Source organism: Pseudomonas sp. IT-347P (genome assembly GCF_949768005.1).
Lineage (GTDB): Bacteria > Pseudomonadota > Gammaproteobacteria > Pseudomonadales > Pseudomonadaceae > Aquipseudomonas.
On sequence record NZ_CATKPQ010000055.1, the window covers coordinates 517,614 to 542,209 of the forward strand.

Here is a 24,596-nt window from a genome sequence, read left to right on the forward strand (position 1 = left end):
GTCAGAACAGGAAGTACCGCTGCGCCATCGGTAATGTCTCTGCCGGCTCACACCACAACAGCACGCCATCAGCCTTGACCTGATAGGTCTGCGGATCGACATCGATGGTCGGCAGATAGTCGTTGTGGATCAGGTCGGTTTTCTGCACGTCACGGCAGCCTTTGACCACGGCAATTTTTTTCTTCAATCCCAAGGCTTCCGGCACTCCGGCTTCCTGCGCCGCCTGACTGATGAACGTCAGGCTGGTGGCGTGCAGCGAGCCGCCGTAGCTGGCGAACATCGGGCGGTAGTGCACCGGTTGCGGCGTCGGAATCGAGGCGTTGGCATCGCCCATCAGGCTCGCGGCAATCGCACCGCCCTTGAGGATCAGCGTCGGTTTCACGCCAAAAAATGCCGGGCGCCACAGCACCAGATCCGCCCATTTGCCGACTTCGATCGAACCGACTTCGTGGCTGATGCCATGGGTGATTGCCGGATTGATCGTGTATTTGGCGATGTAGCGTTTGGCGCGGAAGTTGTCGTTGCCTGCGCCGTCCTGCGGCAGCGGGCCGCGCTGTTTTTTCATCTTGTCGGCGGTCTGCCAGGTGCGCGTGATGACCTCGCCGACGCGGCCCATGGCCTGACTGTCGGAGCTGATCATCGAGAACGCACCGAGGTCGTGAAGGATGTCTTCGGCGGCAATTGTTTCGCGGCGGATACGGCTTTCGGCGAACGCGACGTCTTCGGCAATGCTCGGGTCGAGGTGGTGGCAGACCATCAGCATGTCGAGGTGTTCGTCGATGGTATTGCGGGTGAACGGCCGGGTCGGGTTGGTCGAACTCGGCAGCACGTTAGGGAAACCGCAGGCCTTGATGATGTCCGGCGCATGGCCGCCACCGGCACCTTCGGTGTGATAGGTGTGGATGGTGCGACCCTTGAAGGCGCCGAGGGTGGTTTCGACGAAACCCGATTCGTTGAGGGTGTCGGTGTGGATCGCCACCTGCACGTCGAACTGATCGGCGACGTTCAGGCAGTTGTCGATGCTCGCCGGTGTGGTGCCCCAGTCTTCGTGCAACTTGAGGCCGATGGCGCCGGCCTTGACCTGCTCGATCAGTGGTTCCGGCAGGCTGGCGTTACCTTTGCCGGTGAGGCCGATGTTCATCGGGAAGGCGTCGGCGGCCTGGAGCATGCGCGCCAGGTGCCACGGACCGGAGGTGCAAGTGGTGGCGTTGGTGCCGGTGGCAGGTCCCGTGCCGCCGCCGATCATCGTGGTGACGCCGCTCATCAGCGCTTCTTCGATCTGCTGCGGGCAGATGAAGTGGATGTGCGTGTCGATGCCACCCGCGGTGAGGATCATGCCTTCGCCGGCGATCACTTCGGTGCCGGCGCCGATGGCGATGGTCACGTTGGGCTGCACGTCCGGGTTGCCGGCCTTGCCGATCGCGGCGATGCGCCCGTCCTTGAGGCCGACGTCGGCTTTGACGATGCCCCAGTGGTCGATGATCAACGCGTTGGTGATCAGTGTGTCGACCACTTCGGCGGCCAGCAGCTGGCTTTGGCCCTGGCCGTCACGGATGACCTTGCCGCCGCCGAATTTCACTTCTTCGCCGTAGGTGGTGAAGTCTTTTTCGACTTCGATCCACAGCTCGGTGTCGGCCAGGCGCACCTTGTCGCCGACGGTGGGGCCGAACATGTCGGCGTAGGCTTGTCTGGAGATTTTCATACAGCGTCCTTCAGGAAAATAGTGGTGAGCCATTGACCCTCACCCTAGCCCTCTCCCAGAGGGAGAGGGGACTGATCGCGGGTTTCTTTCGACAGACATCGACCTGAAATATCGAGTCGAACTCAGGATCGGAAAAGCCCCCATTCGGCTCCCTCTCCCTCGGGAGAGGGCTGGGGTGAGGGGCAGCGGTGCACGCAGATGTCAGAGATCACCCATAATTCGTCCGGCAAACCCGAACACTCGCCGCTTCCCGGCATAATCCACAAGCTCAACCTCACGAGTCTGCCCCGGCTCGAAGCGCACCGCAGTGCCCGCCGGAATGTTCAGGCGCATGCCTCGACTGGCGGCGCGATCAAAGGTCAGCGCGTCGTTGGTTTCAAAAAAGTGATAGTGCGAACCGACCTGAATCGGCCGGTCGCCGCTGTTGGCGACTTTCAGGCTGACGGTGCGGCGGCCGACATTGAGTTCGATGTCGCCGGGCTGGATCTGGTACTCGCCAGGAATCATCACTGGGCTCCTTGCAGAATCTTGTAGTAGAGGGCGGTCGGCCGATAGGTGCCGGCCGGGTCGCAGGCGTAATCGGGGATTTCGCCGGCGCGGGTATAACCCAAGGCCTTGTAGAAATCTTCGGCGGGTGAGCCGGCCTCGGTGTCGAGGTAGAGCATGCCGCGCTTGTGCTTGGGCGCTTCGAGTTCCAGCGCCTGCATGAGTTGCTGGCCGAGACCGCGCCGCCGTGCGTGTTCGCGCACCAGCAGTTTCTGCACCTCAGCGCGATTGAGGCCGTTGGCCTTCTGACACAAGCCCAGTTGCACACTGGCCAAAACCTGTTCGTCCCTGACCACCACCCAAAGCAGCACGCTGCCTTTGTTGACGTTGTCCTGAACCTCATCGAAATACGCGCGAGCCTGCGCCGCATCGAGGTCGGCCATGAAGCCGACGCTGGCGCCGTAACCCACGGCATCCAGCAGCAGATCGATCAGACCCTGACGGTAATGCGCAAAACTTTCAGCATTGACGCGGCGCAGTTGGGCGGCGTTCATCGGTGTCACTCCTTGTTGGCATCAGGCGGCTCCGCGCCAGGGTTGAGGGTCAGTTGCATGAAGGTCAGGTCGAGCCAGCGGCCGAACTTGGTGCCGACCTGCGGCATCTGCCCGGTGATGCTGAAACCGGCGCGCTCGTGCAGGCGAATCGAGGCGGCGTTGCCGCTTTCGATGGCGGCGACCATCACGTGTTTGCCGCAGGTTCTGGCGCGTTCGATCAGTGCGCTCATCAGTTGCGGGCCGAGGCCATTGCCGCGCTGATCGCTGCGCACATACACCGAGTGCTCGACGGTGTGACGAAAACCGTCGAACGGCCGCCAGTCACCGAACGAAGCGTAGCCGAGGACGCTGTTGTCGCCGTCAACGATCACCAGAATCGGATAGGCCTGGGCTTGACGGGCGCTGAACCAGGCCTGACGGTTACCGAGATCGACGGCTTGTTCATTCCAGATCGCCGTGGTGTTGAGCACGGCATCGTTGTAGATGTCGCGGATCGCCGGCAGATCGGCGTGCACGGCATCGCGAATGGTGTAAGTCATGGCGCGCCTCAGACGATCGGTTGGTGGACGGTGACCAGTTTGGTACCGTCGGGAAACGTCGCTTCGACCTGGATTTCCGGGATCATTTCCGGGATGCCTTCCATCACTTGCTCGCGACGGAGCAGGGTAGTGCCAAAGTGCATCAGCTCGGCCACGGTCTGGCCGTCACGCGCGCCTTCAAGCAGGGCGGCGGAGATGTACGCCATGGCTTCCGGGTAATTGAGTTTCACGCCGCGGGCCAGACGCCGCTCGGCGACGAGGCCGGCGGTGAAGATCAGCAGCTTGTCTTTTTCGCGTGGGGTCAGGTCCATTGTGGGGTTCCGTCAGGGCAGATTTGTGAGGTTCTTGCGGGCGTGGGGTGCCAGTTGGAACGGCCCCTCACCCTAGCCCTCTCCCGAGGGAGAGGGGACTGATCTCGGTTGTTTTCAATGGCCGGTTCAGTCAGCGGTGTTCTTTCGGCAGTTGAATTCATTTCAGACGACTCGGCCAGGCTCCCTCCTTCGAGGGAGAGGGGACTGATCTCGGTTGTTTTCAATGGCCGGTTCAGTCAGCAGTTTTCGTTCAGTCAGTTAAATTCATTTCAAGCGACTCGGTCAGGCGCCCTCTCCCTCCGGGAGAGGGCGGGGGGGTGAGGGGCTTTTTCAGGTACTCCATATTCTGGGAGATACCGCTTCGCGGCCCAGCAGCACCGGACGCAGCAAGCGCCATAAATCGATGAGCCAGGCGCGGGCGAGCAGCGCTTCACTGGCCAGACAACGGGCTACTAACAGCCCCGGCAACTGGGTCAAATCCCCGCGTACTTCGTGACCCAGCGAACGACAACGCTCCAGCAGCTCCGCATCGATTTCACCGGTCACCAACAATGTGGCAAACACCGGATGGCCATCCAGCCCGATCGGCGAATCAAGCAAGCCGTCATCACCGACAATGCGCTGGCGTTCATGCCAGAGCAATCGACCATCACGGCGAATATCCAGATGCGCCTGAAAGTGGCCACGGTCGAAACGCTCGCCACTGGCCGGGCGACCCAGCGCGACCACGTCCCAATAGAACAGTCGCGCGTCACCCTCAAGATCAATCGAAGTACTCAGCTCAGCCTGCGCGGCGCTGTAGACGATGGTTTCCTGCGGCAGCCATTCCAGTGTCGCCCCGGCGGCCACTTTCAGATCGAGCTTCTGGTAAGCCGGCCCACCGGCGCGGTACCACTTGGCTGCGCCGGGGCTGGTGATCTGCGCCCAAGCGCCTGATTCGACGCGCGCGCTGATGTCCAGCCGGTCACCGCCGGCAATCCCGCCCGGCGGGTGAACGATGATGTGCTGGCAGACCTCGGGGCCTTCGGCGTACAGGTGCTTTTGCACGCGCAGCGGACCGAGGTGGCGACGCATGACCGGGCGCGTGCAGTCGCCGAAACGGGCATAAGCGAGTTCCAGCTCGGCGTGCCAGCTCGGGGTAAACAGGGCAGGTGCAACAGTCGAATTCATGGCTTGTAATTATCGTTAGGAAGCTACAGATTAGTTCGTTGTACTAGATCGTGACCAGCCCGCGTACACCTTCGGCCTCCATATTTTCACCTCGACCTTGCTGGACGATCTCGCCACGGGACATCACCAGGTACTGATCAGCCAGTTCCGCGGCGAAATCGTAGAACTGCTCGACCAGCAAAATCGCCATGTCACCGCGCGCTGCGAGTTTCTTGATCACCGCGCCGATCTCCTTGATCACCGAAGGTTGAATGCCTTCAGTGGGTTCATCGAGGATCAGTAAACGCGGACGGCTGGCCAATGCGCGGCCAATCGCTAGTTGTTGCTGTTGACCTCCGGAGAGGTCACCACCGCGACGCTGCTTCATTTGTAGCAGCACCGGGAACAATTCGTAGATGAAACCTGGGACTTCTTTGGCTTCACTGCCGGGAAACCGCGACAAACCCATCAACAGGTTTTCTTCCACGGTCAGTCGACCGAAGATTTCCCGGCCTTGCGGCACGTAGGCGATTCCGGCGTGAACGCGCTGATGCGGCTTGAACGTGGTGATCGGTTGGCCTTCCCAATTCACCGCACCTTCTTTGGCCGGCAGCAAACCCATCAGGCATTTGAGCAGGGTGGTCTTGCCGACGCCGTTGCGGCCGAGCAGGCAGGTGACTTCGCCGACCTTCACATCAAAACTGAGGCCGCGGAGGATGTGGCTACCGCCGTAGTACTGGTGCAGCTTGTCGACTTGCAGCATGTTCAAAATCTCCTCGAATCCCCCTGTGGGAGCGGGCTTGCTCGCGAATGCGGTGGATCAGTCGCCATCAACGTTGAATGACACAGCGCATTCGCGAGCAAGCCCGCTCCCACATTGGAAAGGTGTTTGCAGTTCAGCGGCCGAGGTAAACCTCGATCACCCGCTCGTTTTCCTGCACCTGCTCCAGTGAGCCTTCCGCCAACACGCTGCCCTGGTGCAACACAGTGACGTGGTCGGCAATCGAGCCGACAAAACCCATGTCATGCTCCACCACCATCAGCGAATGCTTGCCCGCCAGTGACTTGAACAACTCGGCAGTGAACTCGGTTTCGGCATCGGTCATGCCCGCCACCGGCTCATCGAGCAAGAGCAGTTGCGGATCCTGCATCAGCAACATGCCGATCTCGAGAAACTGCTTCTGCCCATGCGAGAGCAAGCCGGCTTGACGATTAACCGAGGTGGTCAGGCGAATGGTCTCCAGCACTTCACTGATGCGATCCCTTTGCTCGCCACTGAGGCGCGCACGCAAACTGGCCCACACCGACTTGTCGGTCTTCTGCGCCAGTTCAAGGTTTTCAAACACGCTCAGGGCTTCGAACACCGTCGGCTTCTGAAACTTGCGGCCGATGCCGGCCTGGGCGATTTGCACTTCGCTCATCTGCGTCAGATCCAGGGTTTCCCCGAACCAGGCCTTGCCGTGACTGGGCCGGGTCTTGCCGGTGATCACGTCCATCAGCGTGGTTTTGCCCGCGCCGTTGGGGCCGATGATGCAGCGCAATTCGCCGACGCCGATGTACAGGTTGAGATTGTTCAGCGCCCGAAAGCCATCGAAGCTGACGCTGATGTCTTCCAGTGTAAGGATCGTGCCGTGACGGGTATCCAGACCAGGGCCCACCCGCTGGCCGAGGCCGATCGAGTCGCGACTGGTGCCCTCGTCCTTGTTCGGCTCCACGGGAAAAAAGGCCGGTTCCAACATGAATTCAGCGCTCGCCGTGACTCTCATTGTTCACCTCGTTTCTTCAGCAGGCCGATCACGCCTTTAGGCAAATACAGCGTCACGACGATGAACAACGCGCCGAGGAAGAACAGCCAGTATTCCGGGAAAGCCACGGTGAACCAGCTCTTCATGCCGTTGACCACGCCGGCACCGAGCAGTGGGCCGATCAGCGTGCCGCGACCGCCGAGAGCCACCCACACGGCCGCTTCGATGGAGTTGGTCGGCGACATCTCGCTCGGGTTGATGATGCCCACTTGCGGCACATACAACGCCCCGGCCAGACCACACAACACCGCGCTCAACACCCACACGAACAGCTTGAAACCGCGCGGGTCGTAGCCGCAGAACATCAAACGGTTTTCTGCATCACGCAGCGCCGTCAGCACGCGACCGAACTTGCTCTGCGCCAGGCGCCAGCCGATGAACAGACTCGCCACCAGCAGCAACACGGTGGCCAGAAACAACACCGCGCGCGTGCCCGGCTCAGTGATGCCGAAACCGAGGATCGTGCGGAAATTGGTAAAGCCGTTGTTGCCGCCAAACCCGGTCTCGTTGCGGAAAAACAGGAGCATGCCGGCGAAGGTCAGCGCCTGGGTCATGATCGAGAAGTACACACCCTTGATCCGCGAACGGAAGGCGAAGAAGCCGAACACCAGCGCCAGCAAACCCGGTGCCAACACCACCAGACACATCGCCCAGACGAAGCTGTTGGTGCCAGTCCAGTACCACGGTAATTCGCTCCACGACAGGAAGGTCATGAACGCCGGCAGGCCATCACCGGCGGCCTGACGCATCAGGTACATGCCCATCGCGTAACCGCCGAGGGCGAAGAACAGACCGTGGCCCAGCGACAGCAAACCGGCGTAACCCCAGACCAGATCCAGCGCCAACGCGACGATGGCGTAGCAGAGGATTTTGCCGACCAGCGTCAGCGTGTAAGCCGAGACGTGTAGCGCACTGTCGGGTGACAACATCGACAGCAGCGGCAGAGCGATCAGCAGTGCAAGAATCACCGCGCCGACCGCAATCGTGACTTTCGGTCCGGCCTTTTGTGTGGCCGTGACTAACAGGGGCTGGTTCATCAGTCGATCACCCGTCCTTTCAGTGCGAAGAGGCCTTGCGGACGTTTCTGGATAAACAGAATGATCAGCGCGAGGATCAGGATCTTGCCGAGCACCGCACCGATCTGCGGTTCGAGAATCTTGTTGGCGATGCCCAGGCCAAATGCCGCGAGCACGCTACCGGCCAACTGGCCAACACCGCCGAGCACCACCACCAGGAACGAGTCGATGATGTAGCTCTGACCGAGGTCCGGGCCGACGTTACCGATCTGGCTCAAGGCGACACCGCCTAGGCCGGCGATGCCCGAGCCGAGGCCGAAGGCGAGCATATCGACGCGCCCGGTCGGCACGCCGCAGCAGGCGGCCATGTTGCGGTTCTGGGTGACGGCGCGGACGTTGAGGCCCAGGCGGGTTTTGTTCAGCAGCAGCCAGGTCAGCACGACCACGAACAGCGCGAACGCAATGATGACGATGCGGTTGTACGGCAGCACCAGATTCGGCAGCACTTGAATGCCACCGGACAGCCATGCCGGGTTGGCCACTTCAACGTTCTGCGCGCCGAACAGCAGGCGCACCAGTTGAATCAGCATCAGGCTGATGCCCCACGTAGCGAGCAGGGTTTCCAGCGGGCGCCCGTAGAGGTGGCGAATCACCGTGCGCTCCAGGGCCATGCCGATCGCCGCCGTGACGAAGAACGCCACCGGCAGCGCGATCAACGGATAGAACTCGATGGCCTGCGGTGCGTAGCGCTGGAACATCAGCTGCACCACGTAGGTCGAGTAGGCGCCGAGCATCAGCATTTCGCCGTGGGCCATGTTGATCACGCCGAGCAGGCCGAAGGTGATCGCCAGACCGAGGGCGGCGAGGAGCAGAATCGAACCAAGCGACATGCCGCTGAACGCCTGGCCGAGCACTTCACCGATCAGCAGTTTGCGCTTGACCTGGGCGAGGCTGGTTTCTGCCGCCGTACGAACGCCGGCATCGCTCTCGACGCCTGGTTCGAGCAAGCCTTCGAGGCGCGTGCGGGCCAGCGGGTCGCCGGTTTCGCCGAGCAGGCGTACCGCGGCGAGGCGCACGGCCGGGTCGGTATCGACCAGTTGCAGATTGGCCAGCGCCAGGCTCAGGGCGGCGTGGACACTTTCATCTTTTTCGCCAGCCAGTTGCTGGTCGAGGAATTTCAGCTGCGCGGGTTTTGCGCTTTTCTGCAATTGCTGCGCGGCGCTCAGACGGATCTTGGCGTCGGCGGCGAGCAATTGGTGGCTGGCCAGAGCGGTGTCGATCAGACCCCGCAGGCGATTGTTCAGGCGCAGGGTTTTTGCTTGGCCGTCGATGGTCAGTTCGCCTTGTTGCAGGGCGTTGAGCAATTCGATACGGGCCGGGTCGGGCTGCGCGGCCCAGGCTTCGAGTAGTCTGGCTTGTTGCACCGGATTGGCCGCGACGAAATCTTCGGCGTCGCCGGCGTGGGCCAGCATTGGCAGCAACAGTGCGATGGCTATGAGAAAGCGGTAGATGGCAGTGGGCATTAGTGGTGTTTCCTTTCTTGCGGTGGCCGATGGAGCGGTGTCCGGCTGCGAATCCGCCCCTCACCCTAACCCTCTCCCAGAGGGAGAGGGGACTGACCGAGTTGTCAGGTCATCCAACACCGACCTGACACTCCTGCGTGGAACTCGGGTTCTGAAAGCCATAGAGATCTGCTCCCTTGCCCTCTCTCCCAAAGGGAGAGAGGGCTGACCGAGTTGTCAGGTCATCCAACACCGACCTGACATTCCTGCGTGGAACTCGGGTTCTGAAAGCCATAGAGATCTGCTCCCTTTCCCTCTCTCCCAAAGGGAGAGGGGACTGACCGAGTTGTCAGGTCATCCAACACCGACCTGACACTCCTGCGTCGAACTCGGGTTCTGAAAGCTATGGAAATCTGCTCCCTTTCCCCCTCTACCCCTTGGGGGAGAGGGCTGGGGTGAGGGGGAAAAGATCTCCGCCCCACCGCAAAACCCAAATCAGACTCAGTTGCTCTTCACCGCATAATCCGGCTTCTTGTCGTTGCCCTGAATGAACGGGCTCCACGGTTGCGCGCGGATCGGCCCTTCGGTCTGCCACACGACGTTGAACTGACCGTCGCTCTGAATCTCGCCGATCATCACCGGTTTGTGCAGGTGGTGATTGGTCTTGTCCATGGTCAGGGTGTAACCCGACGGCGCGGCAAAGGTCTGCCCGGCGAGGGCTTCGCGGACTTTATCGACATCGGTGGATTTGGCTTTCTCGACCGCTTGCGCCCACATGTGGATGCCGACGTAAGTGGCTTCCATCGGGTCGTTGGTCACGGCTTTATCCGCGCCCGGCAGGTTGTGTTTCTTCGCGTAGGCCTTCCAGTCATCGACAAACTTCTTGTTCACCGGATTCTCGACGGACTCGAAGTAGTTCCACGCCGCAAGGTTGCCCACCAGCGGTTTGGTGTCGATGCCGCGCAGTTCTTCTTCGCCCACCGAGAACGCCACGACCGGTACGTCGGTGGCTTTCAGGCCCTGGTTGGCCAGCTCTTTGTAGAACGGCACGTTGGAGTCGCCGTTGACGGTGGAGATGACGGCAGTCTTGCCACCGGCGGAGAATTTTTTGATGTTGGCGACGATGGTTTGATAGTCGCTGTGACCGAACGGCGTGTAGACCTCTTCGATGTCCTTGTCGGCGACGCCTTTGGAGTGCAGGAACGAACGCAGAATCTTGTTGGTTGTGCGCGGATAGACGTAGTCGGTGCCGAGCAGGAAGTAGCGTTTGGCGCTGCCGCCTTCTTCGCTCATCAGGTATTCAACGGCTGGGATCGCTTGCTGGTTCGGCGCGGCGCCGGTGTAGAAAACGTTCGGCGACATTTCTTCGCCTTCGTATTGCACCGGGTAGAACAGCAGACCGTTGAGCTCTTCGAACACCGGCAACACCGATTTACGCGACACCGAAGTCCAGCAGCCGAATACCACCGCCACCTTGTCCTGGGTCAGCAACTGCCGGCCCTTTTCGGCGAACAGCGGCCAGTTGGATGCAGGGTCGACCACCACCGGTTCGAGCATCTTGCCGTTCACCCCGCCCTTGGCGTTGATCTCGTCGATGGTCATCAGCGCCATGTCTTTGAGCGACGTTTCGGAGATCGCCATGGTCCCGGACAACGAATGCAGAATTCCGACCTTGATGGTCTCGGCGGCCTGGACAGTCCAGGTCATGCCCATCGCGGCAATGGATGCCGAGAGTGTGAAAGCCTTGATCAAACTGCGACGCTTCATTGTGCGATCTCCATGAACATTGACGTTTTTTATGGTTGGCAGATGCGGACGGCTGAAGGGAGGTTTGCAAGGGCTGTGCCCGGTCGCGATCCAGTATGAAAATGCCGTCGCAGAGCGGTTGTGCCACGCTGCCCGCGCACCAGCGAAGGACACGCCGCAGTCCGTGGTGCGCCTGCATGCGCCAGATTGGGGCAATCGCGGTGCTACAGAATTGGACACAGAAACGATAACCCTGCACCCCGTGGGCCAGGCCGCGAAGCGACACACTCGTTCGACAGTCATTCCGAATGTTTTCAGCAGGATTTTGATCATGAACGATGTGTCAGGACGCACCGAACGCGCCGGGAAAACCTCCGGCAGAACCAGGCTGCCGCCGCTCAGTCCGGGTTTTCTCAAGCAAGAAGACGCCGCGTACTGGGTGCATACGCGGATTCCGCGCAATCCGGACCGGGAATACGGCAGCGTTATTCTGCTACGCCCCGATGGGCGTTACGTCGCCACTTCACCGATTCCCGGGCAAGTGACGCGCTTCGATTTCGGCACCCTTATTGAGGTCGATGCTTCTGGCAATTACGTGCATCCCAGTGGCTACCGATGCGTGGCCAGCGTGCATTGCCATGCGCCTTTGCATGATCGCGTGCGCGCCAGCAATCCGCGCTGGAGCGAGCAGTTGGTCAGGCTGTTCATCAGTTTTTTTTCCGATCTGGATTTCGTCGCCGATGTGGCCGCGCGGGACTTTTTTCCCAGTGCTTATCTGTCGGGCCCTGACGGCACCCTGCTGAAGTATTCGCCCAGTGGGTCGCCACAAGAATTCAGTTATTACCTCTGGCGCAAAGCGGGTTCGCCAAGCGGTAATCCGGTGGGCACCTACGACGTCATCAGCATCATCAACAAGGTCGCCGCCGTGGGTGAGCTGAAAGTCATTGTCTCGAATGCCGACTGGGGGCATTCCGTCGGCGTGGTGCCGCCTGACTGGAAGGCCGGGCAGGCATTTTCCAGAGGCGTGGTCAGCGAGCAGCCACTGATGGCCCGGCTGACATCCAATGCCGAACGAGCGATGCTCGCGGCGTTAAAGTTCAGAGGCGCAGAAACTGCGGGGCTGATCCTGAAAAAAAGCGGTGCCGAACAATATGTGGCGACCCATGCGCGTGCGGCCGGATTGTCCGCATGGGATCCGCAGAAAATCTTTCCCGTGGACCGCGATGGAAAACTGCAACTCCCCACCGGCTATGTACTGGAGGGGTTTTACTATGTCTCGCGGCCGGATTCGGTCCGGACGTCGCCCACGCAGCCGTGGCTGTACGAGAACTTCTTCACGCCGCAGGATATGGCTATGGCGATCGCCAGTCGCGGCCGTGCCCGGCACTTGGCTGCCGCTGAGGCGCCGTTGTCGCTGTACTTGCAGACCGGTGATGCCGCGACGTTGAAGTACACCTTCAGCGGCGATCCGATCGAAGCTGCGATGAGCATCGAGCACGCCGACGGCAGCGTCACCGATCCGGGCCTGCAATCGAGGTTGCTGGCCGGGACACTGCGCCCCCGTGAGTTCGTTTCGATGCTGGTGATCAGTGGCCGGCTGGACGTTCTGCGAGGCAGTGCGCTGTGGGGGCGGCTGGGGCGCGTCGATCTGCAATGGCAGCCCTTTGCGAATTTCCCCTGGCCAGGTCTGAGTGACAGCTTCCTCTCGGCCGAGGATGCGGTTCGCTATGCCCACGAACAGGTCGGCAATCGGCGTGATCGCGCTTTTGTCGGTTACGTCTTTCAGCGCCGCGACGACGAGCGCTTCGTGGTCACCGAGCCCATCGCCGGTGACATTGAGACGCTTGGCTCGGGCCGTCTTTATCCGCGGGACAATCATGGGCAGAGCATTTTCCCCGATGACCATGTGCTGCACGGTCGATACGTGTCGCACGTGGCCCTGTCGCAGCTCGAACCGGTGGTGATTGACAGTTTCAAGTGGACGCAGGACGAGGCGGTCCTGAGCCTGCAGATGTTGAGTGTCGATGAGGTCCGGCAGGCATGGCTCGACAAAACTGCGCTTTATGTTTCAGGGGCTGCGAACAGTCTGCTCAGGTATGAACTGTCCGAAGGCGCCAGTGCCCGGGAGCTTGCCGCCCGTTTGGGAACCCGTGAAAGTCCGGGTTCGCTGGCGTTGAAACTTGCCAGTGGCGAGCTGCGGCCGCAGGACTTTGTACGCCAGCAGGCGGTGGCCGGCCGGTTGACGGTGTTGTTGGACAACGCCCTGTGGGGACATCGCGGTGATGTACCGGCGAACTGGACCGCGATGGCTGTGCTGTTGCCAGGAGCAACCGGGCCGACTACACCGCAGCCTGCACTGCCCGATCAAGTACCGGTCCCGCCCGGGCTGTTTCCGAACACGCCACTGGACCAGTCGCCGATTTTCTCCCGTGGCGAATTTCTGTCGACGTCGCCCCTTCCCTGGAGACGCCCTGACAGTGTCGCCTTGGGCGCGGTTTTTTCCTCGGCGGATGAGGCCGCGCAAAATCAATCCGCGCGTGCCGCGCAATTGCAGGACGAGACCCGAGGGGTGTTCGGATTTATCCTCAAACGTCGCGACAGTGAAGAGTACGTCGCCACGGAGGTGGTGCCCGTCAACGAGCGGGGCGACAATCTGTTTCAGCTAGAGTCCCTGTTTGCCACGCAGTTTTCAGACCCCGGCTATCGGTACCCGGACGGTTTCAGCCTCTACGGAAACTTTTACCTGCACCATGACGTGAAACGGCCTTCAAGCAATACAGATGCGTGGCTGGCGCGGCATTTCATTTCCCCGGATAACCTGACGGTGGCAATGTACTACTCGCCCCGGCGTCCGGTGCGCCCCTCCGGTCTGCCCGTTGCGTTGTACATCAGTACGCAGGACGGTGCCCTGCTGAAGTACGTGAGGAGCAGCGCCAGCAAGCTGTTCCATGACGATCTCTCCGGTCGGCGGATGGACACCATCAAGCAGGACCTGGCATCAGGTAAATGGACGCCAGCAGACTTCGTCCACGAGATTGCCGGCAGCGGTGAGCTGTCGGTCATGCGCACGAGTCCTTGCTGGGACAGGGTCGGACGGGTGGACGGCGCCTGGAAACCTTACGCAAACCTCGAGCGTTGCTGGCTCGGCCCACTCTTCCAGAGCGCAGACGATGCGGCGGCACATGCCCGGCTGCATGTTCCCGACGCCGCCGACGCCCCATACGGAGGGGTGATCCTGAAAACGGCCGAAGGCCTGTTCGTGGCCACGCTGCCGATCAAGGTGTCTCGGGAAAACTTCGATGTCACCGAAATCTTCCCGCAGGAAAGTTACGACGCCGGACTGTTTCCCGCAGGCTGTTATATCGCCGCGCGTTACCGCTCAAGAGCCATGCGAGAGCTATCGGTGAGGTTTACCGGAGCCGACAAGCAGCTCTACCTGAATATGCTGTCGGTCGATACTGTTTACGCGACCTTCACCCGCAAGCCGACCTTGTTGTGGGATGAATATCTGTTCGGCCCCGACGGCTCGTTGATTCGCTATCAGGCCGGTGTCTGGGAGCGCGTGCGCGCCGACCTGTCCCTCGCCTTGACCGACAACAGTCACGTACCTCCCTCCCTTGATGCCGTCACGATCAGGCAACGCATCCGCAGCGGCGAATTGAAGCCGAATCAGTGGGTCAACTCGCTGGCCCAGGCCGGCTACTTGCAGGTGGTCGTTGGCAGCGATATCTGGGGCGCGCCCCGTCAGGTGGCTCGTTGGGTGCCTTACGCTGCGGATCTGCTGCCCGTTGCCGATTACCAGAAAGCCACCAGTACTGGGGTCTGCAGTCCAGTGTTCATTCAGGCCGATGCTGCTGCCACGTATGTTCATGAGGTCGTCGTGAGCCGCGATACGCTGACCTTCGGTTTTATCCTGCGCTCCGGGGACAATGCATTCATTGCCAGCCTGCCGGTCGAGGCGCAGCGTTCGCGATTGGCGCTGGACCGGGTCTTCGAGCAAGGACGGCTGCGCTACGGTTATGGACTGGACGCGATCTATTTGCGCGCACCCCTGCCGCCAATGGGTGCGCGACAGGGTGACGTCCGCGGTGTGTTGCTTTCGCCGAGCGATGTCTTGCAGGCCTGCCGACGGGCCAACACCCCCCAGGGCTATTTGCCCATCTACTTTTCCTGCGCCGACGGGGCATTGCTGAGGTTACAGCTGCATGCATTCGAGCCTGGCGAGTTTTACGACAGGCACGGGCAGATTGAATTGCGCCCCAATACTTTCGATTCGCCCGCGCAGGCGGCGAGCGATGAGCGTGACATGGCCAAAGGCACTTTCGTGCTGGCCGATTACGTTCGTCGAATGGCCCGGGCAGGCAGGCTGGATGTGCTGAAAACCAGCGAGTATTGGTCGCAACTGGGCTGGGTCGCCGAGGAAAAACAACAAGTGGAGGGCGAGACTGCCGACGATGAAAGGTGGCGCAATCATCCGGAACCCGCGCTGGGGCCGATGTTTCATCACGCCGACGATGCCGCCCGCCATGCTGGCAGTCGAGCCGGCGAACCAGTCTTCGACCGGGGGTACGAAGGGGCGATACTGGCGCACGGAACGAGCTCGCGCTTTGTCCCGCTCGAACCGGTTGCCGTGTCTTCGTATGACAGCAACCCGCTGGCCAGAATATTCCGCGCGCCCACGGATCCGTCGACCAGTTGGCGCAACCCGGCGCCGCGCTACCCCAAGGGCTTCACCCTGATCGCCAGTCATCAATTGCACCTGTCGGGAAACACCACGCTGGGCACCGATGCGGAGTATGTGCAGGCCAACTTCGCCTCGCCCGCTCAGGTACAGGCACATACCCATCAGCTCAAGGCTCAGGGGTTCGCCATCCAGGCCTACTACTATTCCACCGCCCACGGCGTGTTGCTCAAGTACATCCCGGTCTATACAGCCGCCGAAAGGGCGCTGCTGGCGACCCGGCTGGTGGCATATGAACATGGCAAGTGGATCACCCGGCTGAGCCCTGGCGAGTTCATTTCCAGGCTCAGCGCGCTGAGCGAATTGTCCGTCCTGGTCGCCGGCCACTACTGGCGTCAGACCGGGCGTCAGGGCGTCACCTGGCCGATCGGTCGTCAGCAGGCACCCAGTCCGGGCTTTGTGCGCCGCAGGGACGAGTTGTAAGCGCCGACTGGGGGCACTTGACGCGGGTGGCAGGCGCCGCCCGCGTGCAAGTGATCACCCGGGCAGATCAGCCGTTCGCTGGTTGAGTCGGGTGACGAAAAAGCGGTCCAGCAACCACACCACCACCAGCGAAGCCCCCACCAGCGGAAACACCAGCGCCAGCGCGAGCATGATCACCACGCCGGTTTTCCATTTCGGCAAATCGTGGCGCAGCGGTGGTACGCCGAATTTGCCCTGCGGCCGACGTTTCCACCAGATCACCACACCGCTGACGGCGCTGAGCAGAATCATCAGGCAAATCAGCAGCACGACAATCTGATTGAAGGTGCCGAACATCTTGCCTTCGTGGAGCATCACGCTGATTTCCGTGGCGCGGGCAACGCTGCCGTAGTGCTCGAAACGCACATCAGCGAGGACCGTGCCGGTGTACTGATCGACATGCAGGGTCGCATCGTTGCGCGGGTCATCGGCGAACACCGCGATGGTGAACACGCCCGTGGCAGTGGTCGGCAGGGTGATACTGTAACCCGGCTCGACTTTGCGCTGGGTGGCGATGTTTTGCACGTCTTGCAGGCTGATGGCGGGTGCTGCGGGGCCCGCATGGGTGGCGCCGTGGTGCATGTGTTCGGCGTGGTCACCGGACATCGGCATCGGCGTGTTTTCCATCGCCCAAGGCACGGTCTGGCGGGTGGCGGTGTTAAGGGTTCGCGCCTCGACGTCGGAGGTCGGCACGTTGTCCCACATCGCTGCCGGGAACACGTTCCACACCTCGGCGTATTGCTTGCCCCAGAAACCGGTCCAGGTCATGCCGCTGAGCAACATCACCAACAGCAGTGTCGCGCCCCAGAACCCGGTGACCGCGTGCAGATCACGCCACAGCACGCGACCGCGACTGTTCAGGCGCGGCCACAAAATGCCCGCCGCCTGACCGCGCGGCCACCACAGAAACAGGCCCGACACCACCAGCACCACGCCCCAGCCGGCGGCCATTTCGATGAGACGGTCACCGACAGTGCCGATCATCAATTCGCCGTGGATGGCGCGGGCGATGGCTTGCAGATTCTGCTTGGCATCCTGCTCGCCGAGGATGTCGCCGTGGTACGGGTCGATGAAGACGTTGAGTTCGTGGCCGGCGTTTTTTACCACGAATTGCGCGCTGCGTTCGGCATTCACCGGCGGCAGGTACTGAGTGACCTGGCCCTGTGGATAAGCGCTTTTCACCCGTTGCAACAGGTCATCGGCCGGAACAGTGTGATGGCCGGCGGGGACGTTGAGCAGGCTGCTGTACATCAGCGAATCGAGCTGCGGTTTGAACAGATAAATGATGCCGGTCAGGGCCAGCATCACCATGAACGGGGCGACGAACAGGCCGGCGTAAAAATGCCAACGCCAGGCCAGGTTGTAGAAATTCGGTTTGGGCTGTTTCATCACGTGTGCTCCGCTGGGCTTGGATCTTCCAGTTGTCATTGGCGGTTGCTGCGCAACCGATCGCGAGCAGGCTCACTCCTACAGTGGGAGCCAGCCTGCTGGCGATGCTGTTAGAAACTCATGTCGACCTTGGTCCAGAGCGTGCGCCCCGGTTCATTGATCGCTTGCGGGTCGTTGGCCGGGTAGCCGAATCCGGCGTTGCCCGCCAGGTTCAGGTGTTCGGCGTAAGCCTTGCCGAACAGGTTGTCGACGCCGCTGCTGACCTTCCAGTGTTTGTTGATCCGCCAGGCACCGTTGAGCGAGAACACGCCGAAGCCCGAACTCTTGTCGTAATCCTTGCCGACCACGTTGCCCTTGTTCTGATCGATACGGTTTTGTGCGGCAACCACCCTCCACAGTGCGCCGGCGCTCCAGTTGTCTTCGCTGTAAGTCAGGCCGAACCGTGCATCCAGCGGCGGCATTTGCGGCAGCGCCTTGCCGTCGCTACTGTTCTTGCCCCAGGCGTAGGCCAGGGTCGCATCGGCTTTCCAGTGGTCGGTGAGTTCGTATGCGGCACCGAGTTCACCGCCCATGATGCGCGCGTCGATGTTCTCGGCGCGGGAGGTGCTCATGCCCATCATGGCCGGGGTGTAATCGAAGAGGATGTAATCGCGTACCACGCCGATATAGCCCGACGCCCAGGCTTCGAGTGCGGCGCTCTTGTAGTTCACCCCGAAGTCGAACTGCGTGGTTTTTTCCGGTTTGATCGAATCGAACGCGTTGACCGATCCCGCCGGGCCGGACTTGGGCGAAAACAGCTCCCAGTAATCCGGGAAACGCTGTGCGTGACCGAGGCCGGCATACAGCGTGGTCGGGCTGTCGGCGAGGTCGTGCTCGTAGCGCACGAAGCCGCTGGGCAGGGTGTCGGCGCGGGTGTCGTCGGCGGTCGGGTTGGGGCGAGACATCATTCCCGAGCCGCTGGTCTGCCGATAATCCTTGGCCGAGGCGCGATCGACGCGAGCGCCGCTGATCAAGCGATCGCGGTCGGCAACGTACCAGGTCATTTCGCTGAACACGCCGTAGTTATGGAAATCGGCGTCCTTGCTGTACGGCTGATCCTTGTAGGTATCGATGCCCATCGCACTGCGCTGGCGGTGCTCGTTGGTCTGCGCGTCGAGGCCGGTGATCAACTGAATATCGGCCCAACGCCAGGTGGCCTTGATCCGCGCGCCGAGGGTGCGGCGGTCGACGTTGGAAGCCATTGGCCCGGCCATCATCCCGGTGCCGGACGGCGTGCGCAGGGTGTAGTTGTCCATCACATGGTCGGCGTAGTTGTAGTAGACCTGCGCCTCGAGTTTCTCCAGCACATCCGTGATGTTGGATTTTTCCAAGCGCAGGCCGAGGCTTTCACGCAGGAACTGCGAGCCGTCCATGCCGCGCCCGGCGTAACGTGCTTCGCCGTCGCCTTTGCCAGCGGTGAGTTCGATCAGCGTGTCGGCGTCCGGGGTCCAGCCGACCGCGATGTCACCGTTCCACTTGTCGTAACGCGAGGCGACGATGTCGTTGTTGCCGTCGCGGTAATCGTCGGAATGCGCGGTGTTGCCGATCACGCGCACGTAGCCCGACGGGCCACCGGCAGCGGCATCGACGACTTTGTCGAAACGCCCGTGGGAGCCGGCCAGAATGCTCGCATTCACCCGCGTGCCGAGTTCGCCGAAGCTCTCCGGTTCACGATCGAACAGCACCGTACCCGCCGATGCGCCCGGGCCCCAAAGTACAGTTTGCGGGCCTTTGATCACGGTGAGTTTGTCGTAGGTTTCCGGTGATATGTACGAGGTCGGCGCGTCCATCCGGCCGGGGCAGGCGCCGAGCATCATGCTGCCGTTGGTGAGGATATTCAGACGCGAACCAAACATGCCGCGCAGTACCGGGTCACCGTTGGTGCCGCCATTGCGCACCAGGGCGAAGCCGGGAATGGTCTTCAGATAATCCCCGCCGTCGCTGGCCGGCACCGGTTGGCGCGGATCTTTTGGATTGGTGACGATGGTGAGCGGTGAACTCGGCGCAATCGCAGTGATTACCGTCGGACTGAGTTCTTCGTTGTGGCCGGTGTGATCATCGGCCAGTACCAGTGGGGACAGCAGGACACCGCAAAGAACGGCGCTAGCGTGCCTGAAACGAATCGGCGATTCGTTCGAAGCGAAGGACGCCGGGGCAACGCCCGAGCGTGGAACAGCAGCAAACCTGGACATGACAATTTCCATCAAACAGTCGTAAACGACACGGCCGGCAGCCTGAAGCTGTCTTCTCAACCGTGTGCAATCAGAGGTGCGGTGTTTACGCTGCGACTGGCGGCGCGCGGCTGCGCGCTCCGGGAAAAAAGGTTTGCCGGGCGTGGCCCAGGCGTGTGGCGGGTGGGGTGAAGGTGTTCAGCAGCGGCATGTCGAAGGCGACAAAATCGCCGTCGCCGGTCAGCGCCGGGCAATTGAACAGCAGGCTGCAGTAGCCGCACTTTTCCCAGAGGACGTGGTGCGAGGATTGCGGTGGGCAGTGTTCGGCGGAAGGCTTGGCGCCGTGGCCGCTGTGATCCATGCCCGGCATGTCCATCGACATGTCCATGCTCATTGGCATGGAAGTCGAGGCGTGTTGATCCATCGGCATCGACTGAGAAATCAGTGGGCCGATGAAGATCATCAACATGGCGAACAGGGCGATCCAGCTGCCGCGGGTCAGGTGTCGAGTCTGACGGCGTTGCCGGAAGGGCCTGGCGCTCAGCGGGCGCATGGGCGGAGTCTGCCGTAAGGCTTACTGGGCGTGCGCGTGGGTCTGCGTGGTTTCCGGCGGCTTCTTCTGCACCGAGACTTCGACGGTGATGTCACCGGCCTTCTCGAAATGCAGCGTCAGCGGGAAGCGTTTGCCGTCGCTGAGCAGGCTGCGATCGGTCGGGTTGAGCAGCATCACGTGCCAGGCCATTGGCGCAAACGTCACGTTGCCGCCGGCCGGGATTTTCACGTTCGGCACTTGCTGCATCTTCATCAGATCGCCCTGCATGACGTGCTCGTGCAGTTGCGCCTCAGGAGCAATCGGCGAGTCGACGCTGAGCAACCGATCGTCAGTTTTGCCGGCGTTGTGAATGATGAAATAGGCGGCGACCGTCGGCGCATTCGGCGGCAACTCTTGCGACCACGGATGGGCGATTTCCAGCTCGCCGGCCTTGTATTCGTGGGCATGGGCAAAGCACGCCGGCAGCAGCAGCGCAGCGATTACGATGAGTTTGTTCAACATGGCAGTTCTCCAGAACGATTTGAAACGCAGGTCAATTGCGCGAACAAATCAAACCAGAGGGGAAGCGCGGGGATTGAGGCTCGGCCATTGCTGGCGCGGCGTCGGTGTTTGCAGCAAGGCGGGCGCCACGCTGCGATTGCTTTCAAAGCGGGCGAAATACAGCTGCGGCGAGTGCCCCGGCAGCGCCACCAATGGCGCCGAGCCCGAGCAGCACCAGCAATGCTGCATGTTCGAATGGCTGTCGTTGGTCGGGGCCTTTTGATCGGTGTCGCCGATGTTGATCGCCACCATCTTAGTCCCGCTGCCGGTGCAGAAACTGCTCCAGAGCAATTGTTCGGCCGGTGAACTGGCCGCCTGCGCCATCGCCCCGGTCATCGGCATGGCGAGCATGTTGAACAGCACTGCAAAGCAGGCGATCCAGGCAATGGCTAGCCGGTGTCGGTTCATGGGACAGATCCATTGGGTGGGCGATCAGGTGCGCGGCTATTTAGCCTGATCGGGGCCTATAAGTAAAAAAGCGGCGTGCGGTTTGGTGTCGCAGCGCTTCCTTCAAGAGCTTGAGAAGCCTGCGCCCCAGCTTGATTCGCCGTTATAAATGAGTGTAGCGGCTTGCTCCCATTTATCACGCAGGTCAGATATCCAGTTGAGCCTGGGACATTGTAGGAGTGAGCCTGCTCGCGATAGCGGTGTGTCAGGCAATGAGGTGCTGGCCGCGCTGACGTCATCGCGAGCAGGCTCACTCCTACAAAGGTCTGTGTCGTCCAGATGATCTGAGTACATCGGAGTGACGGTACGAATGATTTAAATCCGATTGAAGGTCGCGAGGGCCATGAGGATTGCGTCGACCGAGGCAAACTCCCGATCAACCCCCGGCAACCCCGGACGCTTCAACACAATCACCGGCACCCCACGCTCACGCGCCACTTCCAGCTTCGGCTCGGTCGCGGTGCTGCCGCTGTTCTTGCTGATCAACACATCGATCTGCCGCCGCTCGAACAGTGCGCGCTCATCCTCAAGCAGAAACGGCCCCCGCACACCGATCACTTCGCAGCGTTCATTGCCCGGGTAGACGTCGAGGGCGCGCAGGGTCCAGAACTGGTCATGAGGGATTTCATCGAGGTGCTGCAGCGGTTCGCGGCCGAGGGTGAACAAGGGGCGGCGGAACGGTTTGAGGGCGGTGATCAGCTCGGCCCAGTCGCTGACTTCACGCCAGTCATCTCCCGGTTGCGGCTGCCACGCCGGGCGGCGCAAAGCCCAGCAGGGGATGCCAGTCAGTCGCGCGGCGGTCGCCGCGTTCAGGCTGATTTGTGCGGCATAGGGGTGCGTGGCGTCGAGCAGCAGATCGATGCCTTCGTCACGAATGAATTGCGCCAGACCTTCAGCACCACCGTAACCACCGACACGCACCTGACAGGTCAGATCGGTCGGCACCCGGCCAACACCGGCGAGGCTGTAGATATGTTCTGGCCCGAGCGTGCGGGCAATCGCCAGTGCTTCGGTCACGCCGCCGAGGAGCAATATCCGCTTCATGCAAAACCTCCGGCATGCCCGACAATCCCGCCCTGACGATCAATCGCAAACACCTCGACCTGCACCTGCGTCGGCACCACGCTGCGGGCAAAATTCAGCGCATGGCGGCAGACTTCATCACCGAGCGCGATCCCTGCCGCACTGGCCATGGCCAGCGCCTGCTGACTGGTATTGGCCTGACGAATGCCTTGCTGCAACACCTCATCGGCGCCAATCGCCGCCGCCCACTCCGCCAGTTGCGGCAAGTCGATGCTCGAATGCCGCGAGTGCAGATCCATGTGTCCGGCGGCCAGTTTGCTGATCTTGCCGAAGCCGCCACACAGGCTCAGTTTATCCACAGGCACCTTGCGCAGATGCTTGAGCACCGCGCCGACGAAATCGCCCATTTCGATCAGGGCGATTTCCGGCAGATCGTAGACCCGGCGCATGGTGTCTTCGCTGGCGTTGCCGGTGCAGGCGGCGATGTGCAGATACCCGTTGGTCTTGGCGACGTCGATACCCTGATGAATCGAAGCGATGTAAGCCGCACAGGAAAACGGCCGAACGATGCCGCTGGTGCCGAGGATCGAGAGTCCGCCAAGAATGCCCAAGCGTGGATTCATGGTTTTCAGTGCCAGTGCTTCGCCGCCCTCGACGTTGACCGTAACGTCGAAGCCGCCGCCGTAGCCGGTTTCGGCGGCGAGCAGGTTCAGGTGATCGCTGATCATCTTGCGTGGCACCGGGTTGATTGCCGGCTCACCGACGCCGAGCACCAGCCCCGGCCGAGTCACGGTGCCCACGCCGGCACCGGCATTGAAGCGAATTCCCGGCTCACTCAGCAGCCGCACCCGCGAGTAGAGCAGCGCACCGTGGGTCACGTCGGGATCGTCACCGGCATCCTTGATCGTCCCGGCCTCGGCTCCGTCATCGGTCAACCGGCAGAACTCCAGGCGCATCTGCACCTGCTTGCCTTTGGGCAAGACGATCTGCACGGCATCGGCCGACAGCCCGCCGAGCAGCAGGCGTGCGGCGGCGAGGCTGGTGGCGGTGGCGCAGCTGCCGGTGGTCAGGCCGCTGCGCAGGGGCGCGGGTTGTTCGGCAGTTTCGTCACGCATTGAGGGGTTTGACCAGATCGAGCACGGTGATCGGCAGCGCTTGTCGCCAGGTATCGAACTCGCCCAGTGGCTGGGCCTGAGCCACATGAATACGGGTCAGCTCACCGCCATGGCGTTCACGCCAGTTCATCAGGGTGATTTCACTTTGCAGCGTCACTGCGTTGGCGACCAGTCGGCCACCGGGTTTGAGCTGTTCCCAGCAGGTTTCGAAGACGCCCTCGCGGGTCACACCGCCGCCGATGAAAATCGCATCCGGGCGCTCCAGCCCGGTCAGGGCCTGCGGTGCCTTGCCGCGAATCAGTTGCAGGCCGGGCACGCCCAGCGCATCGCGGTTGTGCTCGATCAATTGCTGACGGCCGTCATCGGCTTCGATGGCCAAGGCGCGGCAACTCGGGTGCGCACGCATCCATTCGATACCGATCGAGCCGCTGCCGGCGCCGACATCCCAGAGCAGTTCGCCGGGGGTCGGAGCGAGGCGGGCGAGGGTGACGGCGCGCACGTCGCGCTTGGTCAGTTGGCCGTCATGCCGGAAGGCCGAATCCGGCAGCCCGGCGAGACGTGAAAGACGCGGGGCCTGTGCGTCGGCCAGACAATCGATGGCGATGACATTGAGGTCGGCGACTGACATGGCATTCCAGGCGTTGGCGGTGCTGTCGAGGCGTCGCTCGGCGTCACCGCCAAGATGCTCAAACACGCTTATGCGACTCGAACCGAAACCGCGGTCGCAGAGCAATTGCGCAACCGCTGCCGGGCTTTGGCCGTCATTGCTCAGCAACAACAGACGCACGCCACTGAACAGTTGCGCATTGAGCGCCGCCAGCGGTCGAGCCACCAGCGACAGCGTCACCACATCCTGCAACGGCCAGCCGAGGCGGGCAGCAGCCAGCGAGCAGGACGATGGTGCGGGCAGAATCAGCATCTCGTCGCTTGGCAACTGGCGCGCGAGGCTGGCACCGACGCCGTAGAACATCGGATCACCACTGGCCAGCACGCAGACCGCTTCACCACGATGCTCCAGCACGGGCGCCAGGGAAAACGGGATCGGCCACAACTGTCGCTCGCCACGAATACACACCGGCAGTAAATCCAGTTGCCGCTGGGCGCCGACGATCCGCGAGGCGCCCAGCAGGGCACGCCGGGCGTTTTTGCCCAGGCCCTTGAAGCCGTCTTCACCGATTCCCACTACCGTCAGCCAGGGTGACATCTATATTCCTCTAAACACGCCGTTCCGACGGGCAGACTTTTCATGCCGACGGACAAAGCAGGCATAATACCGCGCCTTCGCCCGCGAAGCGCCTTTGCCACG

General features: G+C 61.8%; 20 protein-coding genes. 1 reads left to right on the plus strand and 19 read right to left on the minus strand.

The genetic code is table 11. The features are described from left to right. Position 1: 1 nt before the first annotated feature. From ureC to urtA, 11 genes are all read right to left on the minus strand, one after another. Positions 2-1,702 (minus strand): urease subunit alpha, encoded by a 1,701-nt coding sequence (gene ureC / locus ACM6IV_RS21880; RefSeq protein ID WP_414871597.1) that lies wholly within the window; start codon positions 1,700-1,702, stop codon positions 2-4. Between the two features lie 201 nt (positions 1,703-1,903). Beyond that, positions 1,904-2,209: an urease subunit beta gene (locus tag ACM6IV_RS21885; protein WP_414871598.1), complete on the minus strand. Its 306-nt coding sequence runs from the start codon at positions 2,207-2,209 to the stop codon at positions 1,904-1,906. After that, positions 2,209-2,742, minus strand: coding sequence for a GNAT family N-acetyltransferase (locus ACM6IV_RS21890; protein ID WP_414871599.1), 534 nt, complete (start codon positions 2,740-2,742; stop codon positions 2,209-2,211). The genes ACM6IV_RS21885 and ACM6IV_RS21890 overlap by 1 nt, the downstream gene beginning before the upstream one ends. 5 nt (positions 2,743-2,747) lie before the next feature. Further along, on the minus strand, positions 2,748-3,281 hold the full coding sequence (locus ACM6IV_RS21895) for a GNAT family N-acetyltransferase (RefSeq protein WP_414871600.1): 534 nt from the start codon (positions 3,279-3,281) through the stop codon (positions 2,748-2,750). An 8-nt stretch (positions 3,282-3,289) separates the two neighbouring features. After that, positions 3,290-3,592 carry an urease subunit gamma gene (gene ureA, locus ACM6IV_RS21900; protein ID WP_414871601.1) on the minus strand — a complete coding sequence of 101 codons (303 nt, stop codon included), beginning with the start codon at positions 3,590-3,592 and terminating at the stop codon, positions 3,290-3,292. A 330-nt stretch (positions 3,593-3,922) separates the two neighbouring features. Further along, positions 3,923-4,762: an urease accessory protein UreD gene (locus ACM6IV_RS21905; protein ID WP_414871602.1), complete on the minus strand. Its 840-nt coding sequence runs from the start codon at positions 4,760-4,762 to the stop codon at positions 3,923-3,925. 43 nt (positions 4,763-4,805) lie between these two features. Next, the gene (gene urtE, locus ACM6IV_RS21910) at positions 4,806-5,504 is read right to left on the minus strand and encodes an urea ABC transporter ATP-binding subunit UrtE (RefSeq protein WP_401159197.1); all 699 of its coding nucleotides are present in this window, start codon (positions 5,502-5,504) and stop codon (positions 4,806-4,808) included. 133 nt (positions 5,505-5,637) lie between these two features. Then, the gene (urtD, locus tag ACM6IV_RS21915) at positions 5,638-6,507 is read right to left on the minus strand and encodes an urea ABC transporter ATP-binding protein UrtD (RefSeq protein ID WP_414871603.1); all 870 of its coding nucleotides are present in this window, start codon (positions 6,505-6,507) and stop codon (positions 5,638-5,640) included. Next, complete coding sequence (gene urtC / locus ACM6IV_RS21920) at positions 6,504-7,583, minus strand: urea ABC transporter permease subunit UrtC (protein ID WP_414871604.1); 1,080 nt, start codon at positions 7,581-7,583, stop codon at positions 6,504-6,506. The genes urtD and urtC overlap by 4 nt, the downstream gene beginning before the upstream one ends. Continuing rightward, a complete protein-coding gene (gene urtB / locus ACM6IV_RS21925; protein WP_414871605.1) occupies positions 7,583-9,085 on the minus strand; it encodes an urea ABC transporter permease subunit UrtB in 1,503 nt (500 codons plus the stop codon). The genes urtC and urtB overlap by 1 nt, the downstream gene beginning before the upstream one ends. A gap of 480 nt (positions 9,086-9,565) precedes the next feature. Next, on the minus strand, positions 9,566-10,831 hold the full coding sequence (gene urtA / locus ACM6IV_RS21930; protein ID WP_122606513.1) for an urea ABC transporter substrate-binding protein: 1,266 nt from the start codon (positions 10,829-10,831) through the stop codon (positions 9,566-9,568). A 310-nt stretch (positions 10,832-11,141) separates the two neighbouring features. Here urtA and ACM6IV_RS21935 point away from each other — a divergent pair, with 310 nt between their 5' ends. After that, positions 11,142-15,974 (plus strand): DUF4329 domain-containing protein, encoded by a 4,833-nt coding sequence (locus tag ACM6IV_RS21935; protein WP_414871606.1) that lies wholly within the window; start codon positions 11,142-11,144, stop codon positions 15,972-15,974. Positions 15,975-16,028: 54 nt separating this feature from the next. Here the strand turns inward: ACM6IV_RS21935 and ACM6IV_RS21940 are convergent, their stop codons facing one another. The 8 genes from ACM6IV_RS21940 to cbiE form a co-directional block, all read right to left on the minus strand. Next, complete coding sequence (locus ACM6IV_RS21940; RefSeq protein WP_414871607.1) at positions 16,029-17,402, minus strand: PepSY-associated TM helix domain-containing protein; 1,374 nt, start codon at positions 17,400-17,402, stop codon at positions 16,029-16,031. Positions 17,403-17,512: 110 nt separating this feature from the next. Then, positions 17,513-19,633: a TonB-dependent copper receptor gene (locus ACM6IV_RS21945; RefSeq protein WP_414871608.1), complete on the minus strand. Its 2,121-nt coding sequence runs from the start codon at positions 19,631-19,633 to the stop codon at positions 17,513-17,515. An 85-nt stretch (positions 19,634-19,718) separates the two neighbouring features. Beyond that, a complete protein-coding gene (locus tag ACM6IV_RS21950) occupies positions 19,719-20,165 on the minus strand; it encodes a DUF2946 domain-containing protein (protein ID WP_414871609.1) in 447 nt (148 codons plus the stop codon). A 21-nt stretch (positions 20,166-20,186) separates the two neighbouring features. Continuing rightward, positions 20,187-20,666 carry a copper chaperone PCu(A)C gene (locus ACM6IV_RS21955; protein ID WP_414871610.1) on the minus strand — a complete coding sequence of 160 codons (480 nt, stop codon included), beginning with the start codon at positions 20,664-20,666 and terminating at the stop codon, positions 20,187-20,189. Between the two features lie 48 nt (positions 20,667-20,714). Beyond that, positions 20,715-21,113, minus strand: coding sequence for a DUF2946 domain-containing protein (locus ACM6IV_RS21960; RefSeq protein WP_414871611.1), 399 nt, complete (start codon positions 21,111-21,113; stop codon positions 20,715-20,717). A 354-nt stretch (positions 21,114-21,467) separates the two neighbouring features. Beyond that, positions 21,468-22,196, minus strand: coding sequence for a cobalt-precorrin-6A reductase (locus ACM6IV_RS21965; protein ID WP_414871612.1), 729 nt, complete (start codon positions 22,194-22,196; stop codon positions 21,468-21,470). Then, positions 22,193-23,290: a cobalt-precorrin-5B (C(1))-methyltransferase gene (locus tag ACM6IV_RS21970; protein ID WP_414871613.1), complete on the minus strand. Its 1,098-nt coding sequence runs from the start codon at positions 23,288-23,290 to the stop codon at positions 22,193-22,195. Before ACM6IV_RS21970 ends, ACM6IV_RS21965 begins: the two co-directional genes overlap by 4 nt. After that, positions 23,283-24,494: a precorrin-6y C5,15-methyltransferase (decarboxylating) subunit CbiE gene (gene cbiE / locus ACM6IV_RS21975; RefSeq protein ID WP_414871614.1), complete on the minus strand. Its 1,212-nt coding sequence runs from the start codon at positions 24,492-24,494 to the stop codon at positions 23,283-23,285. Before cbiE ends, ACM6IV_RS21970 begins: the two co-directional genes overlap by 8 nt. Positions 24,495-24,596: the final 102 nt, after the last annotated feature.

What these genes read in the sequence shown, in the direction of transcription:
- ACM6IV_RS21950 (WP_414871609.1), bottom strand. Translation starts at nt 20,165, where the DNA reads ATGCGCCCGCTGAGCGCCAGGCCCTTCCGGCAACGCCGTCAGACTCGA.
- urtC (WP_414871604.1), bottom strand. Translation starts at nt 7,583, where the DNA reads ATGAACCAGCCCCTGTTAGTCACGGCCACACAAAAGGCCGGACCGAAA.
- urtE (WP_401159197.1), bottom strand. Translation starts at nt 5,504, where the DNA reads ATGCTGCAAGTCGACAAGCTGCACCAGTACTACGGCGGTAGCCACATC.
- urtD (WP_414871603.1), bottom strand. Translation starts at nt 6,507, where the DNA reads ATGAGAGTCACGGCGAGCGCTGAATTCATGTTGGAACCGGCCTTTTTT.
- ACM6IV_RS21965 (WP_414871612.1), bottom strand. Translation starts at nt 22,196, where the DNA reads ATGAAGCGGATATTGCTCCTCGGCGGCGTGACCGAAGCACTGGCGATT.
- ACM6IV_RS21885 (WP_414871598.1), bottom strand. Translation starts at nt 2,209, where the DNA reads ATGATTCCTGGCGAGTACCAGATCCAGCCCGGCGACATCGAACTCAAT.
- ACM6IV_RS21935 (WP_414871606.1), top strand. Translation starts at nt 11,142, where the DNA reads ATGAACGATGTGTCAGGACGCACCGAACGCGCCGGGAAAACCTCCGGC.
- ACM6IV_RS21955 (WP_414871610.1), bottom strand. Translation starts at nt 20,666, where the DNA reads ATGTTGAACAAACTCATCGTAATCGCTGCGCTGCTGCTGCCGGCGTGC.
- urtB (WP_414871605.1), bottom strand. Translation starts at nt 9,085, where the DNA reads ATGCCCACTGCCATCTACCGCTTTCTCATAGCCATCGCACTGTTGCTG.
- ACM6IV_RS21895 (WP_414871600.1), bottom strand. Translation starts at nt 3,281, where the DNA reads ATGACTTACACCATTCGCGATGCCGTGCACGCCGATCTGCCGGCGATC.
- ureC (WP_414871597.1), bottom strand. Translation starts at nt 1,702, where the DNA reads ATGAAAATCTCCAGACAAGCCTACGCCGACATGTTCGGCCCCACCGTC.
- cbiE (WP_414871614.1), bottom strand. Translation starts at nt 24,494, where the DNA reads ATGTCACCCTGGCTGACGGTAGTGGGAATCGGTGAAGACGGCTTCAAG.
- ureA (WP_414871601.1), bottom strand. Translation starts at nt 3,592, where the DNA reads ATGGACCTGACCCCACGCGAAAAAGACAAGCTGCTGATCTTCACCGCC.
- ACM6IV_RS21960 (WP_414871611.1), bottom strand. Translation starts at nt 21,113, where the DNA reads ATGAACCGACACCGGCTAGCCATTGCCTGGATCGCCTGCTTTGCAGTG.
- ACM6IV_RS21945 (WP_414871608.1), bottom strand. Translation starts at nt 19,633, where the DNA reads ATGTCCAGGTTTGCTGCTGTTCCACGCTCGGGCGTTGCCCCGGCGTCC.
- ACM6IV_RS21890 (WP_414871599.1), bottom strand. Translation starts at nt 2,742, where the DNA reads ATGAACGCCGCCCAACTGCGCCGCGTCAATGCTGAAAGTTTTGCGCAT.
- urtA (WP_122606513.1), bottom strand. Translation starts at nt 10,831, where the DNA reads ATGAAGCGTCGCAGTTTGATCAAGGCTTTCACACTCTCGGCATCCATT.
- ACM6IV_RS21905 (WP_414871602.1), bottom strand. Translation starts at nt 4,762, where the DNA reads ATGAATTCGACTGTTGCACCTGCCCTGTTTACCCCGAGCTGGCACGCC.
- ACM6IV_RS21940 (WP_414871607.1), bottom strand. Translation starts at nt 17,402, where the DNA reads ATGAAACAGCCCAAACCGAATTTCTACAACCTGGCCTGGCGTTGGCAT.
- ACM6IV_RS21970 (WP_414871613.1), bottom strand. Translation starts at nt 23,290, where the DNA reads ATGCGTGACGAAACTGCCGAACAACCCGCGCCCCTGCGCAGCGGCCTG.